The organism is Catellatospora sp. TT07R-123, from assembly GCF_018327705.1.
Classification (GTDB): domain Bacteria; phylum Actinomycetota; class Actinomycetes; order Mycobacteriales; family Micromonosporaceae; genus Catellatospora.
The window spans coordinates 700,890-718,740 of sequence record NZ_BNEM01000001.1; the positions used below are offsets into that span (position 1 = coordinate 700,890).

Here is a 17,851-nt window from a genome sequence, read left to right on the forward strand (position 1 = left end):
CGTCGTCCAGGCTCCCCCGGGCCGCCTGGACGACGACGGCACCTACACGAGGCTCCGACCAGGCCGCTCGCCGTTGCGCGAGGCCGTGTACGCGGCGAGCCCACAGCCGAGATCGACCGTCGCCTCCACGAACACCGCTGGTGCACCTCATCGCGCGATACGAGACGGGTGACCTGACCGGGGTGGTTCCGTCGGTGGCGGCGGCCTTTATCCGGCCCGCGTCAGCCGGCTGCTTCCATCCGTTGAACGTGTTGATCAGGTTAATGCCTGGGGCACCTCGTCGAGCCGGCGTCTGGCCCGGCACATCGCCGACACCGACTGGGCCACCCTGCGCCGACAGGCACGGAAATCGGTGTCGGTTGGCCAAAGCAGGGTGGTACAAAGCCGCGGTGGAGAACACTCTGGAATTCGCTGACCTGCTGCGGCTGATGCAGGAGCGATCGATCGCTTTCCAGGCGGCGGTCGCCGCGGCACCCAGCCTCGACGTGCAGGTACCGACCTGCCCCGAGTGGACATTGCTCGACCTGGTGCACCACCTGGTGGAGGGGCGCCGCAAGTGGACCGCCATCGTCGCCGCAGGGCCTGCCGACGGTGCTGCGATCGTGTCCGCTCCGGTGGTGCCGCGGGAGCGCGAGGCCGTGCTGAACTGGTTTGCCGCCTCGGTGCAGGAGCAGCTGGACGCGCTGCGGGACGCCGGACCGGACCGTGGCTGCTGGACGTGGTGGGGTGATTCGCAGTCGCCGCAGACCAGCGGTGCCGTCGCTCGCGACCAGCTCCAGCAGCTCGGCGTGCACACCTACGACGCCCAGGTCACGGTGGGCGCCCCACAGCCACTGTCCAGCGAGCTGGCGCTCGACGGGGTCGACGAGTTCCTGACCACCCGCTGCGCAGGAACGGAACCCTGGCCGCACGAGCCGGTGGTCGTCGACTACCACACCACCGAGGGGCGCTCATGGCGGCTCTGGGTCTCCGACGGCCGCACGCGCACCGCCCGGCTCCCCGACGGCGCTACCGCCGGTGAAGGCCCGGAGAAGGCCGACGTAGCCGTCTGGGGCACCGCCAACGAGCTGGTCTTGTTCTTCTACGGCCGGATTCAGTCGGAGTCGCTGCGCACCGAGGGCGACCGGGGCATCCTCGACCGGCTCCACGGCTAGAAGCTGCCCGACCGGGCTGGCGGTGTGCGGTCGGGCGAGTTCGCCGCTCGGGTCAGCTGACGGTGATGGCCCGTGTGCCAGCCGGTGGCTCCAACGGGGAATGGGGTGACGCTTCGATGCGGGACGCTGTCTTGACGGGGCGCGGCGGGCCCAGCCGCGGCGGACCCGGTAGGTGTCGAAGTCGGCGAAGACAAGCTGACTCATCCTCACCACATACGAGGACTGTCGTAGATCCTCACCCTCAGGCGGGGCAGGACAGGTGGGGCAGGCCGGCTGTGGGTACGCGGATGACTGCGCCCGGTCGGGCGTTGACGATCCACTGGGCGGAGCCGGCGACCGTGCCGGGGGTGTCGAAGGCCGCCCCGGTCGTGAGGTCGAGCACTGACGCCGTCGTGCCGCCGTACCACAGCAGGTAGTCGCCGGCTACCTGGAGGAACTGGAACACGTGGCTGCGGTCGGTCAGCGTGTAGCGGGTCAGCTTCGCGGCGTTGAAGTCCCACTGTTCGAGCGTCTGCGAGTCGCCGCTGCTCCAGACGAGGCGGTCGGCTGATCCGCCCAGGTACGCCACGGACTTCGGTCGCTGGATCGCCGGTGGAAGCTCGACGGGCTGGAGTGTCACCTCGTCCACGGCGTGGAGCGAATAGCGCGTGGCGTCGTCGACTTTCGCCCAGACGAGGAGGCCGCCCGCGTATACCGGGGAGCTCAGGCGGCCGGAGTCGAGGACTCGGGTGGTTCGGCGGGCCAGGTCGAAGACTCGCAGTTCGGCGTGGAGTGCCCCGCCCCCGGCGAGTACGGGTTGCGCCCACGCCACGGATCCGTGCCGCAGCACCGGGAGCGGCTGCTGGCCGGGCAGGAAGCCGCCGGGTCCGTGCGAGTCGGCGATGCGTACGTTCTCCCCGGTCGTGCGGTTGGCCGCGTGAACACTCCAGTCCGCGAGGTTCGTCTTGGAGTCCAGCTGCTCCCAGACCACCCACGACTCGTCGACCGCCAGGGCGCCGAGCCCGGACACCTCGGGCTGGTATCGGGTGACGGTGCCCAGCTTCCCCGAGCGCAGGTCCAGCGCCACAACACCGCGGCCGGTCGCGTCGTGCGACTGTCCGAACGCGATCTGATCCCGCACCGCGTGCACGCCGATGGTCAAGCCGTCCGGCAGCGGCGTGGATTCGCCCGTCCACTGCTGCGGTGGCCGAGTCGTGAAACAGACGGCCTGGGCCGCGCCCGACGCTGGTGACGGTGACGAAGGCGGCAGAGGGGTCGCCGTGCAGGCGGCGGTGAGCATGACTACCAGGGCCGTTGCGGCCGATCGCACCATCACAGGGCCGAGTCTGCCGCTCTCGCAGTAATGATCGTGAATATCTTGCAGCGCGATCCGCTTGGTGAAAGAAGATACTCGTCTATATATTGCCGCCATGGAGAGGGTCCGAGGACGGCGTCCGGGCACCACCCCGGCCGGGCACGGCCAGAGCGCCGAGCCGGTGATCGCCTGGCTGCTGCGGGTCAACCGGCTCTACGGCGACGACGAGCGGCTGGCGGTCGCGGCCCGGTTCGCCCGGGCGTACGACGATGGGGACGTCACCGCGTCGGAGTCGCAGGTCTGCCGGTGGGAGCGCGCGACGCTGAGGCTGTCAGCGCCGGTCATCGGCCGGTACGAGCGGGTGCTGGGCCTGCCGCGGGGGCGGCTGGCCGCGGTGGCGCACACCCTGTACCGCGAGTCGCGGGGATGCCTCGGCCCACCGGCGTTGCGGCCGACCGGGAATGCCGACGCGATGCGGGATCGGTTGTCCCCCCTGCTCGAACGAGCGCTCGGTGCGGAAGAGATGACCGGGTGCGACTGGGACGAGCTCACGGCGGGCCTGTGGGAGGTGCCGGTCCTGCTGCACCCTCGGCGGCTGTGGCCGGAGCTGATCCAGCGGCTGCTGGCCGAACTGCTGGTGGCCGAGGGAACGGGCTGGCTGTGGCGGTGTGAGGCGCTCAACCGGCTGCTCGGCCTGCGGGACGGCGCGACCGCGGTCGTGGAGGCCTGCGCGGCGGTCATCGACGACCGCCGCAGCCAGGTCCTCATCGAACCGGCCGCACTACTGGAGATGACACCGCATCCGGCCGCCGCCGCGTACCTGCTGGGCCAGGTCGAGAATCCGGTCAGCGATCAGGTGCTGCGCGCCGCGTGGTGGGCGGTCGCGGAGAAGACCGGGCGCGGCCACTTCGACCCCGGGCAGCTCCGCCGCCTCACCCAGGTCGCACTGGAAACGTTGCGGGACAGCGGCTCTCCCCTGGCTTCCCGGGTCGGCGCCGCCGAGACCGCCCGCCAGCTGCTGCCCGATGTCAGCGCCGGCGAGCACCGGGCGCTGAGCCAGGCACTCCAGGGCGATCCGGTCTCCGGCCACGTCCTGCGTTCGGGCACCGTCGCTGCACCGGAGACGGTACACGCGGTCGCGCACCGTCTCTCGCAGGCCGTGCTCTCCCTGATGCGGCGGGAGATCCTCCAAGAGGATCCGGTGCTCGAGCGGCTGATCGCCGACATGCTCTTCCATCCGCAGGGCACCCGGCGGACGGTCGCGGCGCAGACCGTGGCCGCGACGCCCTACCGTTCGGTGCTGGCCGACGTCATGGGCCGGGAACTCGGCCGGCCCGGAATGCTGACCTCGGCTCCGCTCGCCACGGCGCTGGTGCAGGCGATCGGCCACCTCGGCGGCGCCGAGGAGGCGGCCCTCATCTGGCGGCTCGTTCTCGGGCGCGGCCTGCCGGCACCCGTGCAGGAGGCGGCGGCCTGGATCGTCGGCCACCTGCACGTCCCGTCGGAGCGCTGGGACGTTGTCCGCACCCGGCTGCTCCACCACCGCGACGGGCCGCTACCGGGCTACGTCCGGGGACTGATGTACAGCGCCGGCGTCTCCCGGCGTAACGCCGATCTGACGGAGCTGAGCGGTCCGCAGGTCCATCCGGAACTGCGGACCGCTGCCTCGTGGTGGCTGTCCATCCCCGACTTCGTGCGCGCGAGCGCTCTGGTGTGAGTGCGTCTACCAGATGTAGCCGTAGCCGCCGAGGATGATCGCCATCGTGTTCGTGTCGAACCACGAGTACGCCGGGACCGAGCTCCACACCGTGGTCGCCGGGTCGGCGTACCAGACCTGGCTGGTGCCGGTGTTGTAGCCGCCGATCTCGATCCAGTGCCCGATCTCCTGGCTCACCGGGTGCCCGGTCAGATGCGGACCGTAGGGCACCTCCCACGCCAGGCCGGCGATCGGCGAGCTGACGCCGACATTGGTGGCGAGGCGGTTCGAGAAGTCGGTCTTCTGGGCGGCGGTGGGCGGGTCGGACATCCACACCATGCCGTAGAAGTTGAACCCGAAGTCGGGCATGCCGACGTAGTAGTTGAGGCCGTTGGTCTCCGCGGCAGCGCCCGTGCCGCCGGCGCTGGGCGTGCCCATGTAGTTGGCGACCGTCCACTGATCGAGGTTGTACGGGCTGGAGCCGGGCACCGTCGCCGAGAACATCGACACGACGGCGGGACCGCAGAAGTAGTTGGTCACCTGCCCGTACTGGTACATCCAGGTGATCTGACCGGTGGCCTGGGTCGATGCGCGGGCGCACGAAACCTGCCTGGCCTTGATCTCGCCGTTGGCGAACATCCGTTCCTTGAGCGCGGTGTGCGCCTCCGACTCGGCCAGCTCGGCGGCCGTGGGCTTGGGGAACAACTGGTGCGTGGACTTGTACTTCGTCACCGCCGCCTCCACATCCGGCGAGACGGCGGTCGTCGCGGCGTGCTTGCCCGCGTCGAGCTGCTGCTGGGACAGGACGTTGGCGCACACGTTCTTGCCGGCACCCGTACCGGCGGCGGACGCGGCCGTGCCCCCGAAGGCGACGGCCGAGCCCGCGACGATGCACGCAGTGATCGTCGCTAGGGAGGTTTTCGTGAGGCGTGTCATGCCTGCGAGTCTGTTACCGGCCGCGTGATACATCGATATTTATTGCTGTTTGCTTGAGGGGTGCAAGAACCTCGGCCGGGCCGACCCATATCGCCACCAGCGTCGCGGTGGCAAGCGTGGATGCTGACGACGGTGTCGGCGATCACCGACACCGTCGTGCTGACCTAGCTGCTCGCACCGGGCATCCCGGTCACTGGAGGTAGCAGATCTTCTGCTGGCCGGGCGCCGGGTCGCCGAAGACGGCGTTGCCGCAGGCCAGGTCGCCGGTGAAGGTGCCGTAAACGTAGCGTCCGGCGGCACCGTAGGCGACCTGGTGCGTACCGGTCATCACGCAGGTCTTCGTCTCCGCCGCGCAGGGGGTCCAGGTGGTGACCGTCGGCGGGGGCGCCGCCAGGTAGCAGGCCTTGCCGGTGCCCGGAAGCGGGTCGCCGAACACCGCGTTGCCGCAGCTCGTGCCGCCGCTGAGGGTGGCATACCGGTAGGCGCCGGACGCGCCGTAGGCGACGGTGTTCACTCCGGCGAACGCGCAGGTGCCCGTCTCGCCCGCGCACCGCTGCCAGACACCGGTGGCCGGTGGTGCGACGCTCGCGTAGCAGGCTTTCGAGACGTTCTCGATCGGATCGCCGAACACGGTGTTGCTGCAGACCACCGAGTTGGTGACGGTGGCGTAGGCGAACCTGCCCCGGGCTCCGAAGGCCACGGTGAACGTTCCGGTGCCCGAGCAGGTCCCCGTCTCCTGCGCGCACAGCGACCACGTGCCGGGCGGCGCCGCGCTGGGGGCGGGCGCGGGCGATCCGGTGAAGTGCCAGGTCCCGGAGCCGACGGTGTAGCTGGTCTCGGTCCCGCCGGCGGCGAGCTGGGTGGCGCCCGCCGGGCTCGCCGTGGCCTGCCCCTGGCCGAAGTTCGGCACCCGCACCGTCGCCACGGTGCCGACGGGAACCTTCACGTCGAGGGCGAGCTGCCCGCCGGTCACGGTCCAGGAGCTGGTGACGGTGCCGCGTACCGTGTCGACGGAGGCCGAAACCCGCTGCAGGCCCGCGGGGATCTGCGGGGCGACGGTCACCGTGCTGTAGCCGGGTCCGGTGGGCTGGATGCCGCCGAGGCGGGTGTAGAGCGAGGCGTTGATGCCGGCGAACATGGCATGGTCGTGGGTCTCCATGGACGAGTAGTACGTCCACTCCTCCCAGGACGTGGTGGCGCCCTTGCCGATCTCGAAGCCGAAACCCGGGTAGGTGGTCTGGTCCAGGATCGTCATGGCGACGTCGGTGCGCCCGATCGCGGCCAGGGCGTCCATCAGGTATCGCGTGCCGAAGATGCCGGTGTCGAGGTGGCCGCCGTTCCGGTTCATGATCGTGTCGACCAGGCGGGTGCCCACGGCGGTGACGTTCGGGGCCGGGACCAGGCCGAAGGCCAGGGGCAGCACGCTGGTCGTCTGGCGGCCGTCGCCGTAGCTCGCGCCGTCGGCGTTGAGGAACCGGGTGTTGAACGCCTGCTTGATGCGGTCGGCGAGCTGGTTGAAGTGGGTGGCGTCGGCGGTCTGGCCCAGCGCCGTCGCGGCCTTGGCGACGTCGACGGCCTGCAGGTAGGACAGCGCGGTGTTGACGATGGGCACCTCGCTGGTGCACGCGCCCGCGCTCGGGTTGCCCATGCCGCCGTTGGCGTTGGCGCTCAGGTCCGGCGGGCACCAGTCGCCGAACCCGGTCGACCAGATGAGTCCGGGCACGTTGGCGGCGTTGGTGTCGACGAAGGCCTTCATCGCGGGGTAGGTGGCCGCGAGCGTGGCACGGTCGCCGTACTGCTGGTAGAGGGTCCAGGCGAGGGTGACGCCGGCCCCGCCCATGTCGGGCTGCTGCGCGTTGCCGCCGTCGCTGGGCAGGGCCGTGCCGGGTGGCAGGTCCCGCAGGTAGTTGACGTAGAAGGGGTCCATGGCGAACTCGGTGGTCGAGGCGTCCTGGTAGGCCTGGACGTCCATGCCGGGCGGGGTGCGTTCGTCGCGTACGGGGGTGTCGGTGGGGGTGCTCATGGAGTTGTTGAGGATGGTCCAGCGGTTGTTGCGCCAGATCTGGTCGAGCAGGCTGTCGGAGGAGGAGAACGATCCGGTGGACACGACGTCGGCGTGCACGACGCGGCCGTCGAGGCTGGCCAGGGTCGGGGCCTGCGGGTAGCCGGTCACCTCGACGTAGCGGAAGCCGTGGTAGGTGAACCGCGGTTCGTAGGTCTCGGTGGTGCCGGTGCCGGCCAGGGTGTAGGTGTCGGTGGACACGGCGTTGCGGTTGGTGGTGGTGTCCAGGGTGCCGTCGGCGTTGATCTCCTCGGCGGTGCGCATCCGCACGGTGGTGCCCGCCGGGCCCTGTACCCGCAGGCGTGACCAGCCGGCGATGTTCTGGCCCAGGTCGTAGACGTAGACGCCGGGCTTCGGCTGGGTGAGCCTCACCGGGGCGAGCGTCGCGGTGACCCGCAGCGGCGGCATCGTGTGGGCGGCGAGCCCGCCGGCGGGTGCGGTGGCGTTCACGACCGGCTGCCAGCCGCTTTCGTCGTAGCCGGGCTGGTCCCAGCCGTTCTGCTCCTGGCGCGCGTCGTAGGTCTCGCCGCCGTAGATGTCGTTGGCGGTGATGGGGCCGGTCGAGGACTTCCAGCTGCCGTCGGTGGTCACGGTCTGGCGGGTGCCGTCGGTGTATCGCACATCCAGCAGCAGGAGTGCCTGCTTGGGCCCGGTCCAGCGGAAGCCGTACTGGCTGAAGGTCGGGCCGTAGCCGTTGCCCAGCCACAGCCCTGCCGCGTTGGCGCCCGGCCGCAGGGCGCCGGTCACGTCGTAGGTGCTGTAGAGGGCACGCCGGTCGTAGGGCGTGCTGGCCGGGGCCAGGACCTGATCGCCGACCTTGGCGCCGTTGAGGCGCAGTTCGTAGCAGCCGAGCCCCAGGACGTAGGCCCGCGCTCGGGCGACGGTCTTGGCCCCGTCCACGGTGAAGGCTCGGCGGAGTCTGCGGGCGCCGGTGCCGGTGGCGCTCGGGCTGATCCACTGGGCGCCGTTCCAGTCCTGAGTGGTGAGCAGGCCCGTCTCCCATTGCGCGGCCGGGCTCCAGGAGGAGACGGTGCCGTTGGCGTCCCAGACCTGGACTTTCCAGTGATAGGTGACGGTCGCCTGCGGGGTCGGGCCGCCGTAGGCGACCGCGACCGAGTCGCCGCTGATGACCTTGCCGCTGTCCCAGACGTCGCCGACCCCGGCGTCGAGCTGGGTCATGCCGCTCGCGACCAGCACCCGGTAGGCGGTCTGGCGTTCGCCGTTGACCGATGAGGTCAGTTTCCAGCTGAGGCTGGGGTGGGTTTCGTCGGTGCCCAGCGGGTTCGTCGTGTAGTCGACCTGAAGACCGGCCACCGAGACCTCAGGCGCCGCGGCTGCCGCCGGGACGGTCGGCGTGAGGGTCAGGGATGCGGCGATCAGGCTGAGCACGGCGAGGCCACGCAGACAGGCGCGCAGCCCGGCCTTGACGGGGGCACGATGAGTGGCGATCGCATCGGGCATGACGGCGATCTCCTTCCAGACGTCCGAGCGGTGGACTGGATCGGTGACGCGGACACCAGCTATTGAAACGTTTCAATATATTCAGTTGGGCCAATGTTGCGCGGATTTCGGCGCGATGTCAAGGCACCTTGAGGTCCACTCGTGGCTCAGCTCGGCCGGTAGGAGCAGCGGACCCCGGTCCGCACCGCCGCCCGCGGCTCCTCGCGCGCTGGCCGCCACATCCGCGCTGATGGACGACGGCACCGCCACCCGGATCAGCAGTGGAGCACGCGGTAGTGTCCTCTTGAGGCCGATCGGCGGTGAGCGATGCAGGTGGTGTGATCATCGCGAGGGTCGTGTGCGGGTGCGGAGGCGGGCGGCGATTGCCGTCGCGGTTGCGGCGGCTGTGAGAGGCAGAGACGCGGCTGGCAAGATCCCGAGCCGGTCGACGGTGGCTCCGGCGAGCGCGGACCCGGCCGCCCCACCCACGGCGAGCGCGGTGGACAGCCAGGTGAACGCCTCGGTCCGGTTCGCCGATGGGGTTGTGTCGTTGACGAGGACGTAGCTGGCTGCAGCGACCGGGGTGAGGAACAGGCCCGCGAAACTGAACGCTGCCGCGGTCGCGACGAGCGATCCGTCGGTGACTGCCGCGATGAGCGTCGGCACGGCCAAAGCGGTGGCCAGCCGCGCCAAGGCGAGCGGGAAGTCGGCTTCGGCTCGGCGGAGACTGCCGAGCACACCGCCGCAGATCCATGCGGCCAGCAGCAGTCCGCCCATGTCGGGTGCGCCGGCGTGGGTGGCCAGCCCGGGCAGGACCACCGGCATGGCCCCGAACACGAGGCCCTGAACCGCTGTGGCGGCGATAAGGACCCGAAGGCGCGGGGCGCGCAAGGCGCTGCCGGTGTGGTGTGGCCGATCCGCTGCGCCGGCGTCGATTCGTGCGGCGTGATAGACGAATGCGATCGAGCCGGACAGCGTCGCTGCTGCGGCGGTCCATACTGCGGCGGCCGGTCCGGCCAAGACCATCAGCATCGTGGCCAGTAGCGGCGCGATGAGCAGCAGGACCTGCTGGATCAGGGACTCTGCCCGATATGCTGTGCGGGCCGGGGTGCCGGCCGCGACGAGCCGCGGCCACAGGACCTTCATGCTGCCGGAGATGGGCGGGAACCCGACCCCGCGAGCAGGGCACAGCAAAGCAGCGCACCGAATGGCGCATGCCGCGTTGCCAGGACCGGCAGAAGGGTGAGTGCCGCCGCATACAGCATGGCTGATGGCAGGAGCACCCGGCCGCGCTCGTACCGGTCGAGTAGGCGGCCCTGCATGGGCGTGGACACGGCGTCGCCGAACGCGGTCGCGGCGGCGATCACGCCGGCGGCGGCGTAGGAGCCGGTCGTCTGGTGTATCAATGTCACGACGGCCAACGGCGTGATGCCCTTGGGCAGTCTGGCGATCAGGGAACTGCCGGCAACCGGAAACGCACGGCGGGTGAAGATCACGGACAGTACGGCAGGCACGGCAACACCTCGGGATAGACGCGGGCACGACGAAGCGTGCCGACGTAACCCCCCAGGATTTTGTCCTTCAAGGTGTCCGCCTTGCGGCGGTCGCGACGCTCGGACCAGTCCCGGAAGCTGCCCGGCGGAACCCTAGTCGCACATCGGTCGACGACAGCAGCCTACCGTGACGGACGTGAATGCGCGTCACTGTCTGTGCTGGTCGCGTTCAACGTGTCGCCGCTCGGCGCCGATGACGATGCGGGTGCCGTCGTGGTGGAGGCTGCGGTCGGGGCGGTCACGGCCTATCGCCGGTAGTGCGGGTCCGCGGCCCGGATGTCGGCCTGCGTGCGGGTGAGTGGCCTGTCGTAAAGGTATCCCTGGCCGTAGCGGCAGCCGAAGTGCCGCAGGAGGTCGCGTTCGGCGGTGGTCTCGATGCCTTCGGCGACGACGTTGAGGTCGAGGGCGTGCGCCAGGGTGATGATGATGTCGACGAGCGTCGCCTGCCGTGCGGAGGTGGTGGTCGTGCTGGTGAACGACCGGTCGATCTTGAGGATGTCGACCGGGGACTGCCGCAGGTAGCTCAGGGCGGAGTAGCCGGTGCCGAAGTCGTCGATGGCGATGCGGATGCCCTCCCGGCGCAGTTCGGTGAGCGCCTGCCAGGTTTGGTCGTCGTGGTGCAGCAGCAGGCTCTCGGTGATCTCGAGCAGCAACCGCTGCGGGGGCAGCCCCGCACCGTCCAAGGCCGCCCGGACGGTACGCGAGAAGTCGGGGTCGTGGAACTGGCTGACCGAGACGTTGACGCTGACGTACGGCGGCTGCCGGGGATGGTGTGACCTCTGCCAGCCGGCCGCGGTCTCGATCGCGGCCTGCAGGACGTGGTGCCCGAGGGCGTCCATGAGACCGGCCTCCTCGGCGAGGTCGATGAACTGGTCCGGCATGAGCCGGCCCCGGGTGGGGTGGTCCCACCGCACGAGGGCCTCGAAACCGGCGACGGTATCGGTGGACAGCTCCACGATCGGCTGGTATTCGACGGTCAGGCTACGGCCTTCGATGGCCTCGCCGAGTTCGGTGCGCAGGACGACCCTGTCCAGCATCGCGTCGTGCTGGGCCGGGTCGTAGCGACGCCACTGGCGCTTTCCGCTGGACTTCGCAGCATACTGGGCCTGGTCGGCCTTGCGGAGCAGGGTCGCTGCGTCGATGCTGTCGCGGCTGGTGGCGATGCCGACGGAGACCGCTCCGGGCAGCATACGGCCGTCGACGAGAAACGGCTGCGCCATGGCGGTGACGATGTCGTCGGCGACGGCCTCGACTTCTTCCACCGAGGGCATGGCGGCGATGAGGGCTGCGAACTCGTCGCCGCCGAGGCGAGCGGCAAGGTCGCCGGGGCGTAGCGCGCCGCTCAGGCGGCGGGCGGCCGCCTGCAGGAGCGCGTCGCCGGTCTCGTGCCCGTAGCTGTCGTTGACCATCTTGAAGTCGTCGAGGTCGAGGTAGAGCACGCCGACGGTGGTGCCCGTGCGGTCTGCGTCGGCGAGGGCGGCCTGCAGGCGCTCGCCGAACAGCGACCGGTTGGCCAGCTCGGTGAGCGGGTCATGGTAGGCAAGGTAGGTCAGTTCGGCCTCCAGCTTGCGGCTGGCGGTGACGTCGCGCAGCGTCAGGACCCAGCCGCTGATCGTGGGATCGTCGCGGAGGTCCTGCCAGGACGTCTCGACGATCACCGTCGCCTGGTCCGGGCGGGCGACGGCCAGGTCCTGGCCTTCGGCGGGGCGGCCACGGGTGCCGGCGGTGTCCGCGACGGGCCGGCTCAGGGTGCTGAACTTCCGTCCGGCCAGGGCATCGGTGCCGAAGGTCCGAGCGGCCGACGGGCTGGCGTAGCGGATGGTGTCGCGGTCGGGTTCCAGGATGAGGATGACGTCGGCGGTGTTGCGCACCAGCGTCTGGAAGTACTCCTCGCTGTGGCGGAGGTCGAGCTCGGCGGTGGTGTCGATGCGTTCGGCCGCGAGCGCGGCGTGCGCGGTGAGCAGTTGGACGGAGGTCTGGATCTGGGCGAGCCCCGATTCGGCCGCACCGACCACGAGTGCGCCGTTCTCGGTGGGCGACGCGCGGTGTCCGGGAGTGGTGATCGGGCAGACGAGCGCGACCGGGTGCCGGCCCATCCGGGTGCGTGCCCGGTCCGGCAGGTCGCGGACGTACAGCGGGCGGGCGTCGCCGTCGGGCAGTGCGGCCACCGCCGAGGGGCGGTCGGGGCCGGGCTGGTCGACGTAGGCCGCATACGCGGTGCCCGGTGGCAGGAGCCGCCCCGGGCTGTCGCGCAGGACGTCGAGGACGGCTTCGTGGTCGGCGGCGGTGAACATGGCGGCGCTGATGCCGTGGACGGCCTGGCTTCGGATGATCACGCCGCGATAGTCGTCGATGAGCCCGGTCAGCCGGATCAGCACCAGGATCAACGTGAGGGCCGTGAACAGCAGCGCGGTGAGACTCTGCCGGGCGGCGCCTGCGGCGATGTCGGCGAAGAGCACGGCGAACGGCACGGCGATGAAGGAGATCAGCAGCAGGCGGTAGCCGCGGCCGGGTTCCCTGCGGTCGACCGGCGCCGGTTCCGTCAGCCGCACCATGGACGGGTGCAGCGCGGCCAGACCCCAGCCGAGGTAGAACACCACCCATCCCGCCAGCACCACGAACGACACCTGAGGATCGGGCCCGCTGCGGGCCACTGCCAGCACCAGGTCCGACGACAGCTGCCCGGCCGCCGCCGCCGCGAGCATCAGCACGGCCGGTACGCGCCAGGCCACGAGGACGAGGCTGGCGGTGATCGCGAAGATGAGCACGTCGCACAGTGGGAAGACGAAGGCCGTCAGCCGTCCCTCCCAGTTGCCGGCGAAGTAGCCCCACTGCGGGAAGATGATGAACTTCCACACCAGCAGGCCGAGACCGCTGGTCAGGATCATGGAGTCGAGGATCAGCGTCCGGCCGCGGCCGATCATGCTGACCCAGGCGAGACCGGCCGTGCCTGCGGCGATGACCACTGTCGAGGCGAGGAACAGCAGGCTGGCCGGGCCGGTCGCCGCTGCCGGCGTGCCGACGGCGCCGACGTCGAGGTAGTAGACGATGCTGGCCGAACCGGACAGCCCCAGCCCTGCGGCGGCGAGCAGCCACGGCCATCGGCGGCGGGGCCTGTTGTCGCGTACGCCGACCAGAGCCGCCGCGACGGCGGCCGCGCCGAGCGCAGCCAACCAGACCAGCTGGTGCGCGCGCCAGATGAACAGCCCAGCGCCGGCAGTGACGACCACTGCCGCGTAGGCCCAGCACCGAACAGACACGTAGCATTGTCCCCGCTCGTAGGCCACGAAAAGGTGCGAACCGCCGAACCTTCGTATCGCCTCGTCAGGCCGCCAGCCCGCGGTGCCGTCCGTACCGGATCACCGTCCGGTGAACTGCGACCGCGACCGTGCTCGTACCCGCGCCACAGTCGTAAAGATCATGCCGCGTGCGTGAAGCTCGTGATCTTTGAGCGCAACTGCCAGCCGAGACCCTCGTAGAGCGCACGTCCTTCCTCTGTCCCATGAAGTACGGCGGTCACACCCCCCTGGTCTATGGCTGCGGCAGCTAGTGCGTTCATCACCGCTGTGCCCAGGCCACGGCGCTGATGTGCGGGATCGGTGCCGACGCGATCCACGACGGCGACACCGTCCACCACGGCGGCGTATCCCGCCGCGACGACCTCGCCCTCGGAATGTACCCGCACGTTGATGACGCCCGCGTCGATCGTGGCGCTGAGGTCATAGCCGGCGGGCACGCTCGACGAGATCCGCCGCAGCGTGGTCGTCATGATTGGCTCTGGCGGGGTGCTCTGCCAGGACAGCCCGAGCAGGGTGGCCACCGCGTCCTCGGCGGTGGCAACGATGATCACACCGTGCGGAGGGGTCGCGTCCTTCACCGCGCTGCGCACCGCGTCGAGGTCGTCGCGAAACACCAGACAGCGGGCGCGGGTCTTCGGCCGGACCTCGTCGATCCGCAGGCCCCAAGGGGTCTCGATGGGCACGGAGTTGCGCCTGACTGCGGCCAAACCCTTTGCCCAGCTGCGGAGTACGTCTGTTACTTCATGCGAGATCATCCGCAAGAGAGTACTCGTAGGTCAGAGGGCCGCCACCAGTCCGTCTACACGAACAGGGACAGGAGCAACCAGGAACGGCGGGCGCTCAAGTGTGACGAAGCCGGAGACGGCTGGCATCGAGGGCTTAGCGGGCCGCCCAGTGGGCAAGTGATGGCAAGTGGCCAACTCAAGGCTCAGGAACGTGACGCTGCGGGCGGTGGCACGCCGGCGCTGCGCGACGTCGATCCGCGATTGCTGACGGCGCACGTGACCCGCATGCTGGAAGCGATCACCGAACAACCCGCCTGACCCCGTCCGGCGAAGGTTGCACCTGGCCTCGAGGGGACGCCGATGAGCATCCAGATTCGACGGACCGAGCGAGGTTGCGAGGCCGCATTCGTGAGCGGGCTGGAGTGGCTGTTCGACCCGCCCGGCAGCCGTCCTCCGAACTGGGACCGCCGGCAGGCCGTCGACCGTACCGCACAGCTCCTCGATCAGGAGAACGTGGCGCTGTTCGAGGCCCGATCCCAACAGGATCAGCTGGTCGGCGTGGCCAGCGTCTACGTGGACATCATGTCGGTGCGCTTCGGTCGTCGGGCCTCGATCGAGGATCTCGCCGTACACCCTGGGTGGCGTTCCCGAGGTGTCGGCGCCAGCCTGCTGACGGCGGCCAGGGCCTGGGCGCACGAGCAGGGCGCCGACTTCGTCTTCCTGGAGTCCGGCCTTGCCCGAGCAGATGCCCACCGCTTCTACCTGCGCGAAGGTGCGACCCACTCGGCCGCGACGTTCAGGTGGACCATAGAACCCACCGCCTGACAATTGGCCGCGCACGGCTGACCTTCACCTGCTACTGGCTGACAGGGCTTCCCACCGCCTGGCTCCTGTCAAACGCCGTCGACGCCGGCGCGTCCGGCGTATGGCTCGGCCTGCTCATCGGCTTGGCCACCACGGCGCTGCTGCTTTGGCGGCGCTTCCGTTCATCGCTGGCCGCCAGAGCCGAACCTGGCCCGATCTCGAGCTCTGGCATCACCCAAGTCGACCAAGGGCGTGCCGGATTCGAAAGTAAGGCAAGTGGAGTCGGAGTTGACTGGTGTGGTCACCGGTCGACGATGGCGGCGATCTCTTCAGGGTGTTCGGTCGGAAGGCTGTGATGCGTCGCGTGCGGCAGCTCGACGATGTCGAGTCGGCTCAGGCAGGATTCGGCCATCGCCCGTATCCTCTCGGGTCGATGCGCCCGGCTCCGCTTCGCCAGCACGAGTGTGACCGGCACCTCGAGATGGCGCAGGTCGGCCGGCTTCGGCCGTTTCGGCAGGACCAGCTTGGGGCTGGGGCGGCCCACCCGTTGCGTCGTGACCGTTCGCCACAGCGGGTCCAGGCCCATGCCGCCGGTCTCCCAGTCGAGCAGCCGGTCGAGCCGACGTGCGGTGGGTCGGAGCAGGAACGGCATCGCGTGCATCAGGTAGGCGGCGGAGAAGCCGCCGAAGCAGGTCGTCGGATCCAGCAGAACGAGCCGCGCGACACGCTTCGGGTGGGCCAGCGCACCGTTGAGGGCGACCCATCCACCGTAGGAGTGACCGACCACGGTGGCTTGTGCGCCGTCGGGGCCGAGGTGAATCCCATCGAGGACGTCACCGAACCAGGCGGCCAGGTCGTCCGGTGTCCGGGCAGGCCGGGTGGTCGTGAAGTCCTCGGTCATCTCCACCACGCACACCCGGTAACTCGCACTGAGCCGTCCGGCCACGGCCCACCAGACCACGGCGGTCGCCCCGCCGCCGGCGAGCAGCACCACGGGTGGCGCCGATGGCGGCCCGGTCAGATATACCCGGGTCGTGCCGAATCGGTGCGGCACATCGAGGTCCGCGCGGTCGGCGGGCCACCGGTCCAGCAATGCCGTGTAGGCGTGTACGAAGTCGTCACTCATCCTCAGCCTCAGTGATATTCTCTCGATGAACGAGATAATCGATGATCGAGAGAGTACCCCGATGAGCCGCCGCCCACCAGCCACCGCCCAGCTGCCGCAAATGCAACTGGTGCACCTGCTTCGCGCCGTGACGGTCGACCTCGACCTGCTCGGCGCAGGATTTGCCGGCACCCATGGTCTGCACCCGACGGATGTCCGCGCCCTCATCCATCTGCTCGACGCCGATCGGACCGGCGTCGCTGCGACTCCCGGCTGGCTGGGCGCACAGGTCGGGCTCAACTCCGCCTCGACGACGGCGCTCATCGATCGGCTGGCGCGGCTCGGGCATGTCCGGCGATCACGGGATGCTGCCGACCGGCGTCGGGTGTTGCTCAGCGTCGACCCGTCCGCAGTCGAACTCGGCTGGATGTTCTTCGGCCCCCTCATCGAGCGCATGGTCACCGCGATGCAGGCCTTCACCGACGACGAACTCGACACCGCCCGCCGATTCCTACAGGCGATGCACGGTGCCGTACAGGTATGACCTAGTTCCCCCGCTGGAACACCACGTGGCGCGATAAATGCAGTGGCAGGAAGCGGGCGCCCATCGGGCCGCTGGCGGGTGCCACAGGATGCCTGCGCAACACCCGCCAGTCGCGATGGATCGTTTAGCTATTGTTCATGGTCGCGTTCGGTCTGAGTTCGTGGCGATGCGGCGTGTCGGGCGTGTCCCGAGGAGGTCGCGGGCCCACTGCGCGCTGTCGTGAGCCGAGGCGGGTAGGGAGTGGGCCAACGCGTACGCGTTCGGCACTCCGACCCGTTTCGGCAACACCACCGCCCAGCTCAAGCAGTTCCTCGATACCACCGGCGGGCTCTGGCTCGCCGGCAAGCTCGCCGACAAGCCGGTCACCAGCTTCACCTCGACGATCAACGCGCACGGCGGCATGGAAAGCACGATCCTGTCGCTCAACAACGTCTTCTACCACTGGGGCTGCATCATCGTCGGGCCCGGCTACACCGACGACAGCGTGTACGCCTCCGGCGGCAACCCGTACGGCACCTCGTGGGCCTCGGGCACGCAGGGCAACAAACCCGACGCTGCGGCCACGGCCGCAGCGCGCTACCAGGGTAGGCGCCTGGCGATCATCGCCGGGAGACTGCTGGACTGAGGGGCCTATACGGCCCTGGCCGTCCTGCACAGAGAACGCCGATGGGGCCTGATGGGCCGGGACGGAACGTTACGCGCCGACGGCGCGCAGTTGCTGACCGAGAGGCCGCCGCTGCCGGCGCTGACAGCCTCGCCTGCCCATAGTGGTTGGCCGTCGCCGACGAGGTTGCACAGCCGCTATTAGGGTGCCAGCTTCGCGGTCATGGTCGGTTCGATGACGAGCACTTTCGAAAACGCACAGCGAATTCGAGCCTGTTCGGCCAGGTGTTGGAAGATCTGCTGTGACATCCCGGGGGCCTTCGCCTCGACGGTGAGGTGCAGGGCGACGATCGCGGGACCTCGGTCATCGACACCCATTGTCACGTCTGCTGTGGTGGTCACCGAGGCGATCTGGGAGCCTTCCTTGCCGGAGATGTTGGACAGGGCCTGGTTGTAGCAGGCAGCGTATGCCGCCGCGAGCAGCTCTTCCGGGCATGCTCCCTCGGCCCCCTGGAAGCGGCTCGCGTACGTGTATGGCACGGCGTCGAGGGTGGCGCTGGTGGTGAAGATTGTTCCGGCACCGTCCTGGAGCGTTCCAGTCCAGTCCGAGTGGCCGCTTACCGGGCGCATCTCACT

The 17,851-nt window shown here is 69.8% G+C and carries 14 protein-coding genes and 1 pseudogene; 6 read left to right on the forward strand and 9 right to left on the reverse strand.

What is annotated here, in order from left to right; translation table 11 throughout:
• The first annotated feature begins 389 nt into the window (after nucleotides 1-389).
• Entirely contained in the window at nucleotides 390-1,154 is a 765-nt protein-coding gene (locus tag Cs7R123_RS02920) for a maleylpyruvate isomerase family mycothiol-dependent enzyme (protein WP_212823224.1), read from the forward strand.
• Between the two features lie 241 nt (nucleotides 1,155-1,395).
• Here Cs7R123_RS02920 and Cs7R123_RS02925 read toward each other — a convergent pair whose 3' ends face one another.
• Nucleotides 1,396-2,274 (reverse strand): hypothetical protein, encoded by an 879-nt coding sequence (locus tag Cs7R123_RS02925; RefSeq protein WP_212823226.1) that lies wholly within the window; start codon nucleotides 2,272-2,274, stop codon nucleotides 1,396-1,398.
• A gap of 289 nt (nucleotides 2,275-2,563) precedes the next feature.
• Between Cs7R123_RS02925 and Cs7R123_RS02930 the strand changes: the two genes are divergently transcribed.
• The gene (locus Cs7R123_RS02930; protein ID WP_212823228.1) at nucleotides 2,564-4,165 is read left to right on the forward strand and encodes a hypothetical protein; all 1,602 of its coding nucleotides are present in this window, start codon (nucleotides 2,564-2,566) and stop codon (nucleotides 4,163-4,165) included.
• 6 nt (nucleotides 4,166-4,171) lie between these two features.
• On the opposite strand, the gene Cs7R123_RS02935 is transcribed toward Cs7R123_RS02930, so the two are convergent.
• The 6 genes from Cs7R123_RS02935 to Cs7R123_RS02960 all read right to left on the reverse strand — a co-directional run bounded on the left by Cs7R123_RS02935 (nucleotide 4,172) and on the right by Cs7R123_RS02960 (nucleotide 14,189).
• Complete coding sequence (locus tag Cs7R123_RS02935) at nucleotides 4,172-5,080, reverse strand: hypothetical protein (RefSeq protein WP_212823229.1); 909 nt, start codon at nucleotides 5,078-5,080, stop codon at nucleotides 4,172-4,174.
• A 190-nt stretch (nucleotides 5,081-5,270) separates the two neighbouring features.
• Nucleotides 5,271-8,603, reverse strand: a complete 3,333-nt coding sequence (locus Cs7R123_RS02940) for a family 78 glycoside hydrolase catalytic domain (protein WP_212823230.1) — start codon at nucleotides 8,601-8,603, stop codon at nucleotides 5,271-5,273.
• A gap of 321 nt (nucleotides 8,604-8,924) precedes the next feature.
• A complete protein-coding gene (locus tag Cs7R123_RS02945) occupies nucleotides 8,925-9,728 on the reverse strand; it encodes a hypothetical protein (RefSeq protein WP_212823231.1) in 804 nt (267 codons plus the stop codon).
• A complete protein-coding gene (locus Cs7R123_RS02950) occupies nucleotides 9,725-10,096 on the reverse strand; it encodes an MFS transporter (RefSeq protein WP_212823232.1) in 372 nt (123 codons plus the stop codon). Before Cs7R123_RS02950 ends, Cs7R123_RS02945 begins: the two co-directional genes overlap by 4 nt.
• A 284-nt stretch (nucleotides 10,097-10,380) precedes the next feature.
• Nucleotides 10,381-13,308 (reverse strand): bifunctional diguanylate cyclase/phosphodiesterase, encoded by a 2,928-nt coding sequence (locus Cs7R123_RS02955; RefSeq protein ID WP_212823233.1) that lies wholly within the window; start codon nucleotides 13,306-13,308, stop codon nucleotides 10,381-10,383.
• A gap of 245 nt (nucleotides 13,309-13,553) precedes the next feature.
• A complete protein-coding gene (locus Cs7R123_RS02960) occupies nucleotides 13,554-14,189 on the reverse strand; it encodes a GNAT family N-acetyltransferase (RefSeq protein WP_212823234.1) in 636 nt (211 codons plus the stop codon).
• A 150-nt stretch (nucleotides 14,190-14,339) separates the two neighbouring features.
• Here Cs7R123_RS02960 and Cs7R123_RS02965 point away from each other — a divergent pair, with 150 nt between their 5' ends.
• On the forward strand, nucleotides 14,340-14,477 hold the full coding sequence (locus Cs7R123_RS02965; protein WP_212823236.1) for a hypothetical protein: 138 nt from the start codon (nucleotides 14,340-14,342) through the stop codon (nucleotides 14,475-14,477).
• Nucleotides 14,478-14,519: 42 nt separating this feature from the next.
• Nucleotides 14,520-14,984 carry a GNAT family N-acetyltransferase gene (locus tag Cs7R123_RS02970; RefSeq protein WP_212823238.1) on the forward strand — a complete coding sequence of 155 codons (465 nt, stop codon included), beginning with the start codon at nucleotides 14,520-14,522 and terminating at the stop codon, nucleotides 14,982-14,984.
• Between the two features lie 280 nt (nucleotides 14,985-15,264).
• Here Cs7R123_RS02970 and Cs7R123_RS02975 read toward each other — a convergent pair whose 3' ends face one another.
• Nucleotides 15,265-16,089, reverse strand: a complete 825-nt coding sequence (locus Cs7R123_RS02975; RefSeq protein ID WP_212823241.1) for an alpha/beta fold hydrolase — start codon at nucleotides 16,087-16,089, stop codon at nucleotides 15,265-15,267.
• A 25-nt stretch (nucleotides 16,090-16,114) separates the two neighbouring features.
• Here Cs7R123_RS02975 and Cs7R123_RS02980 point away from each other — a divergent pair, with 25 nt between their 5' ends.
• Together Cs7R123_RS02980 and Cs7R123_RS02985 are read left to right on the forward strand one after the other, a co-directional pair.
• Nucleotides 16,115-16,612, forward strand: a complete 498-nt coding sequence (locus tag Cs7R123_RS02980) for a MarR family transcriptional regulator (protein ID WP_244871567.1) — start codon at nucleotides 16,115-16,117, stop codon at nucleotides 16,610-16,612.
• A 250-nt stretch (nucleotides 16,613-16,862) separates the two neighbouring features.
• Nucleotides 16,863-17,237 (forward strand): annotated as a pseudogene (locus tag Cs7R123_RS02985) (NAD(P)H-dependent oxidoreductase); the annotation flags it as partial.
• A 179-nt stretch (nucleotides 17,238-17,416) separates the two neighbouring features.
• On the opposite strand, the gene Cs7R123_RS02990 reads toward Cs7R123_RS02985, so the two are convergent.
• Entirely contained in the window at nucleotides 17,417-17,845 is a 429-nt protein-coding gene (locus Cs7R123_RS02990; protein WP_212823242.1) for an OsmC family peroxiredoxin, read from the reverse strand.
• Nucleotides 17,846-17,851 lie beyond the last annotated feature (6 nt).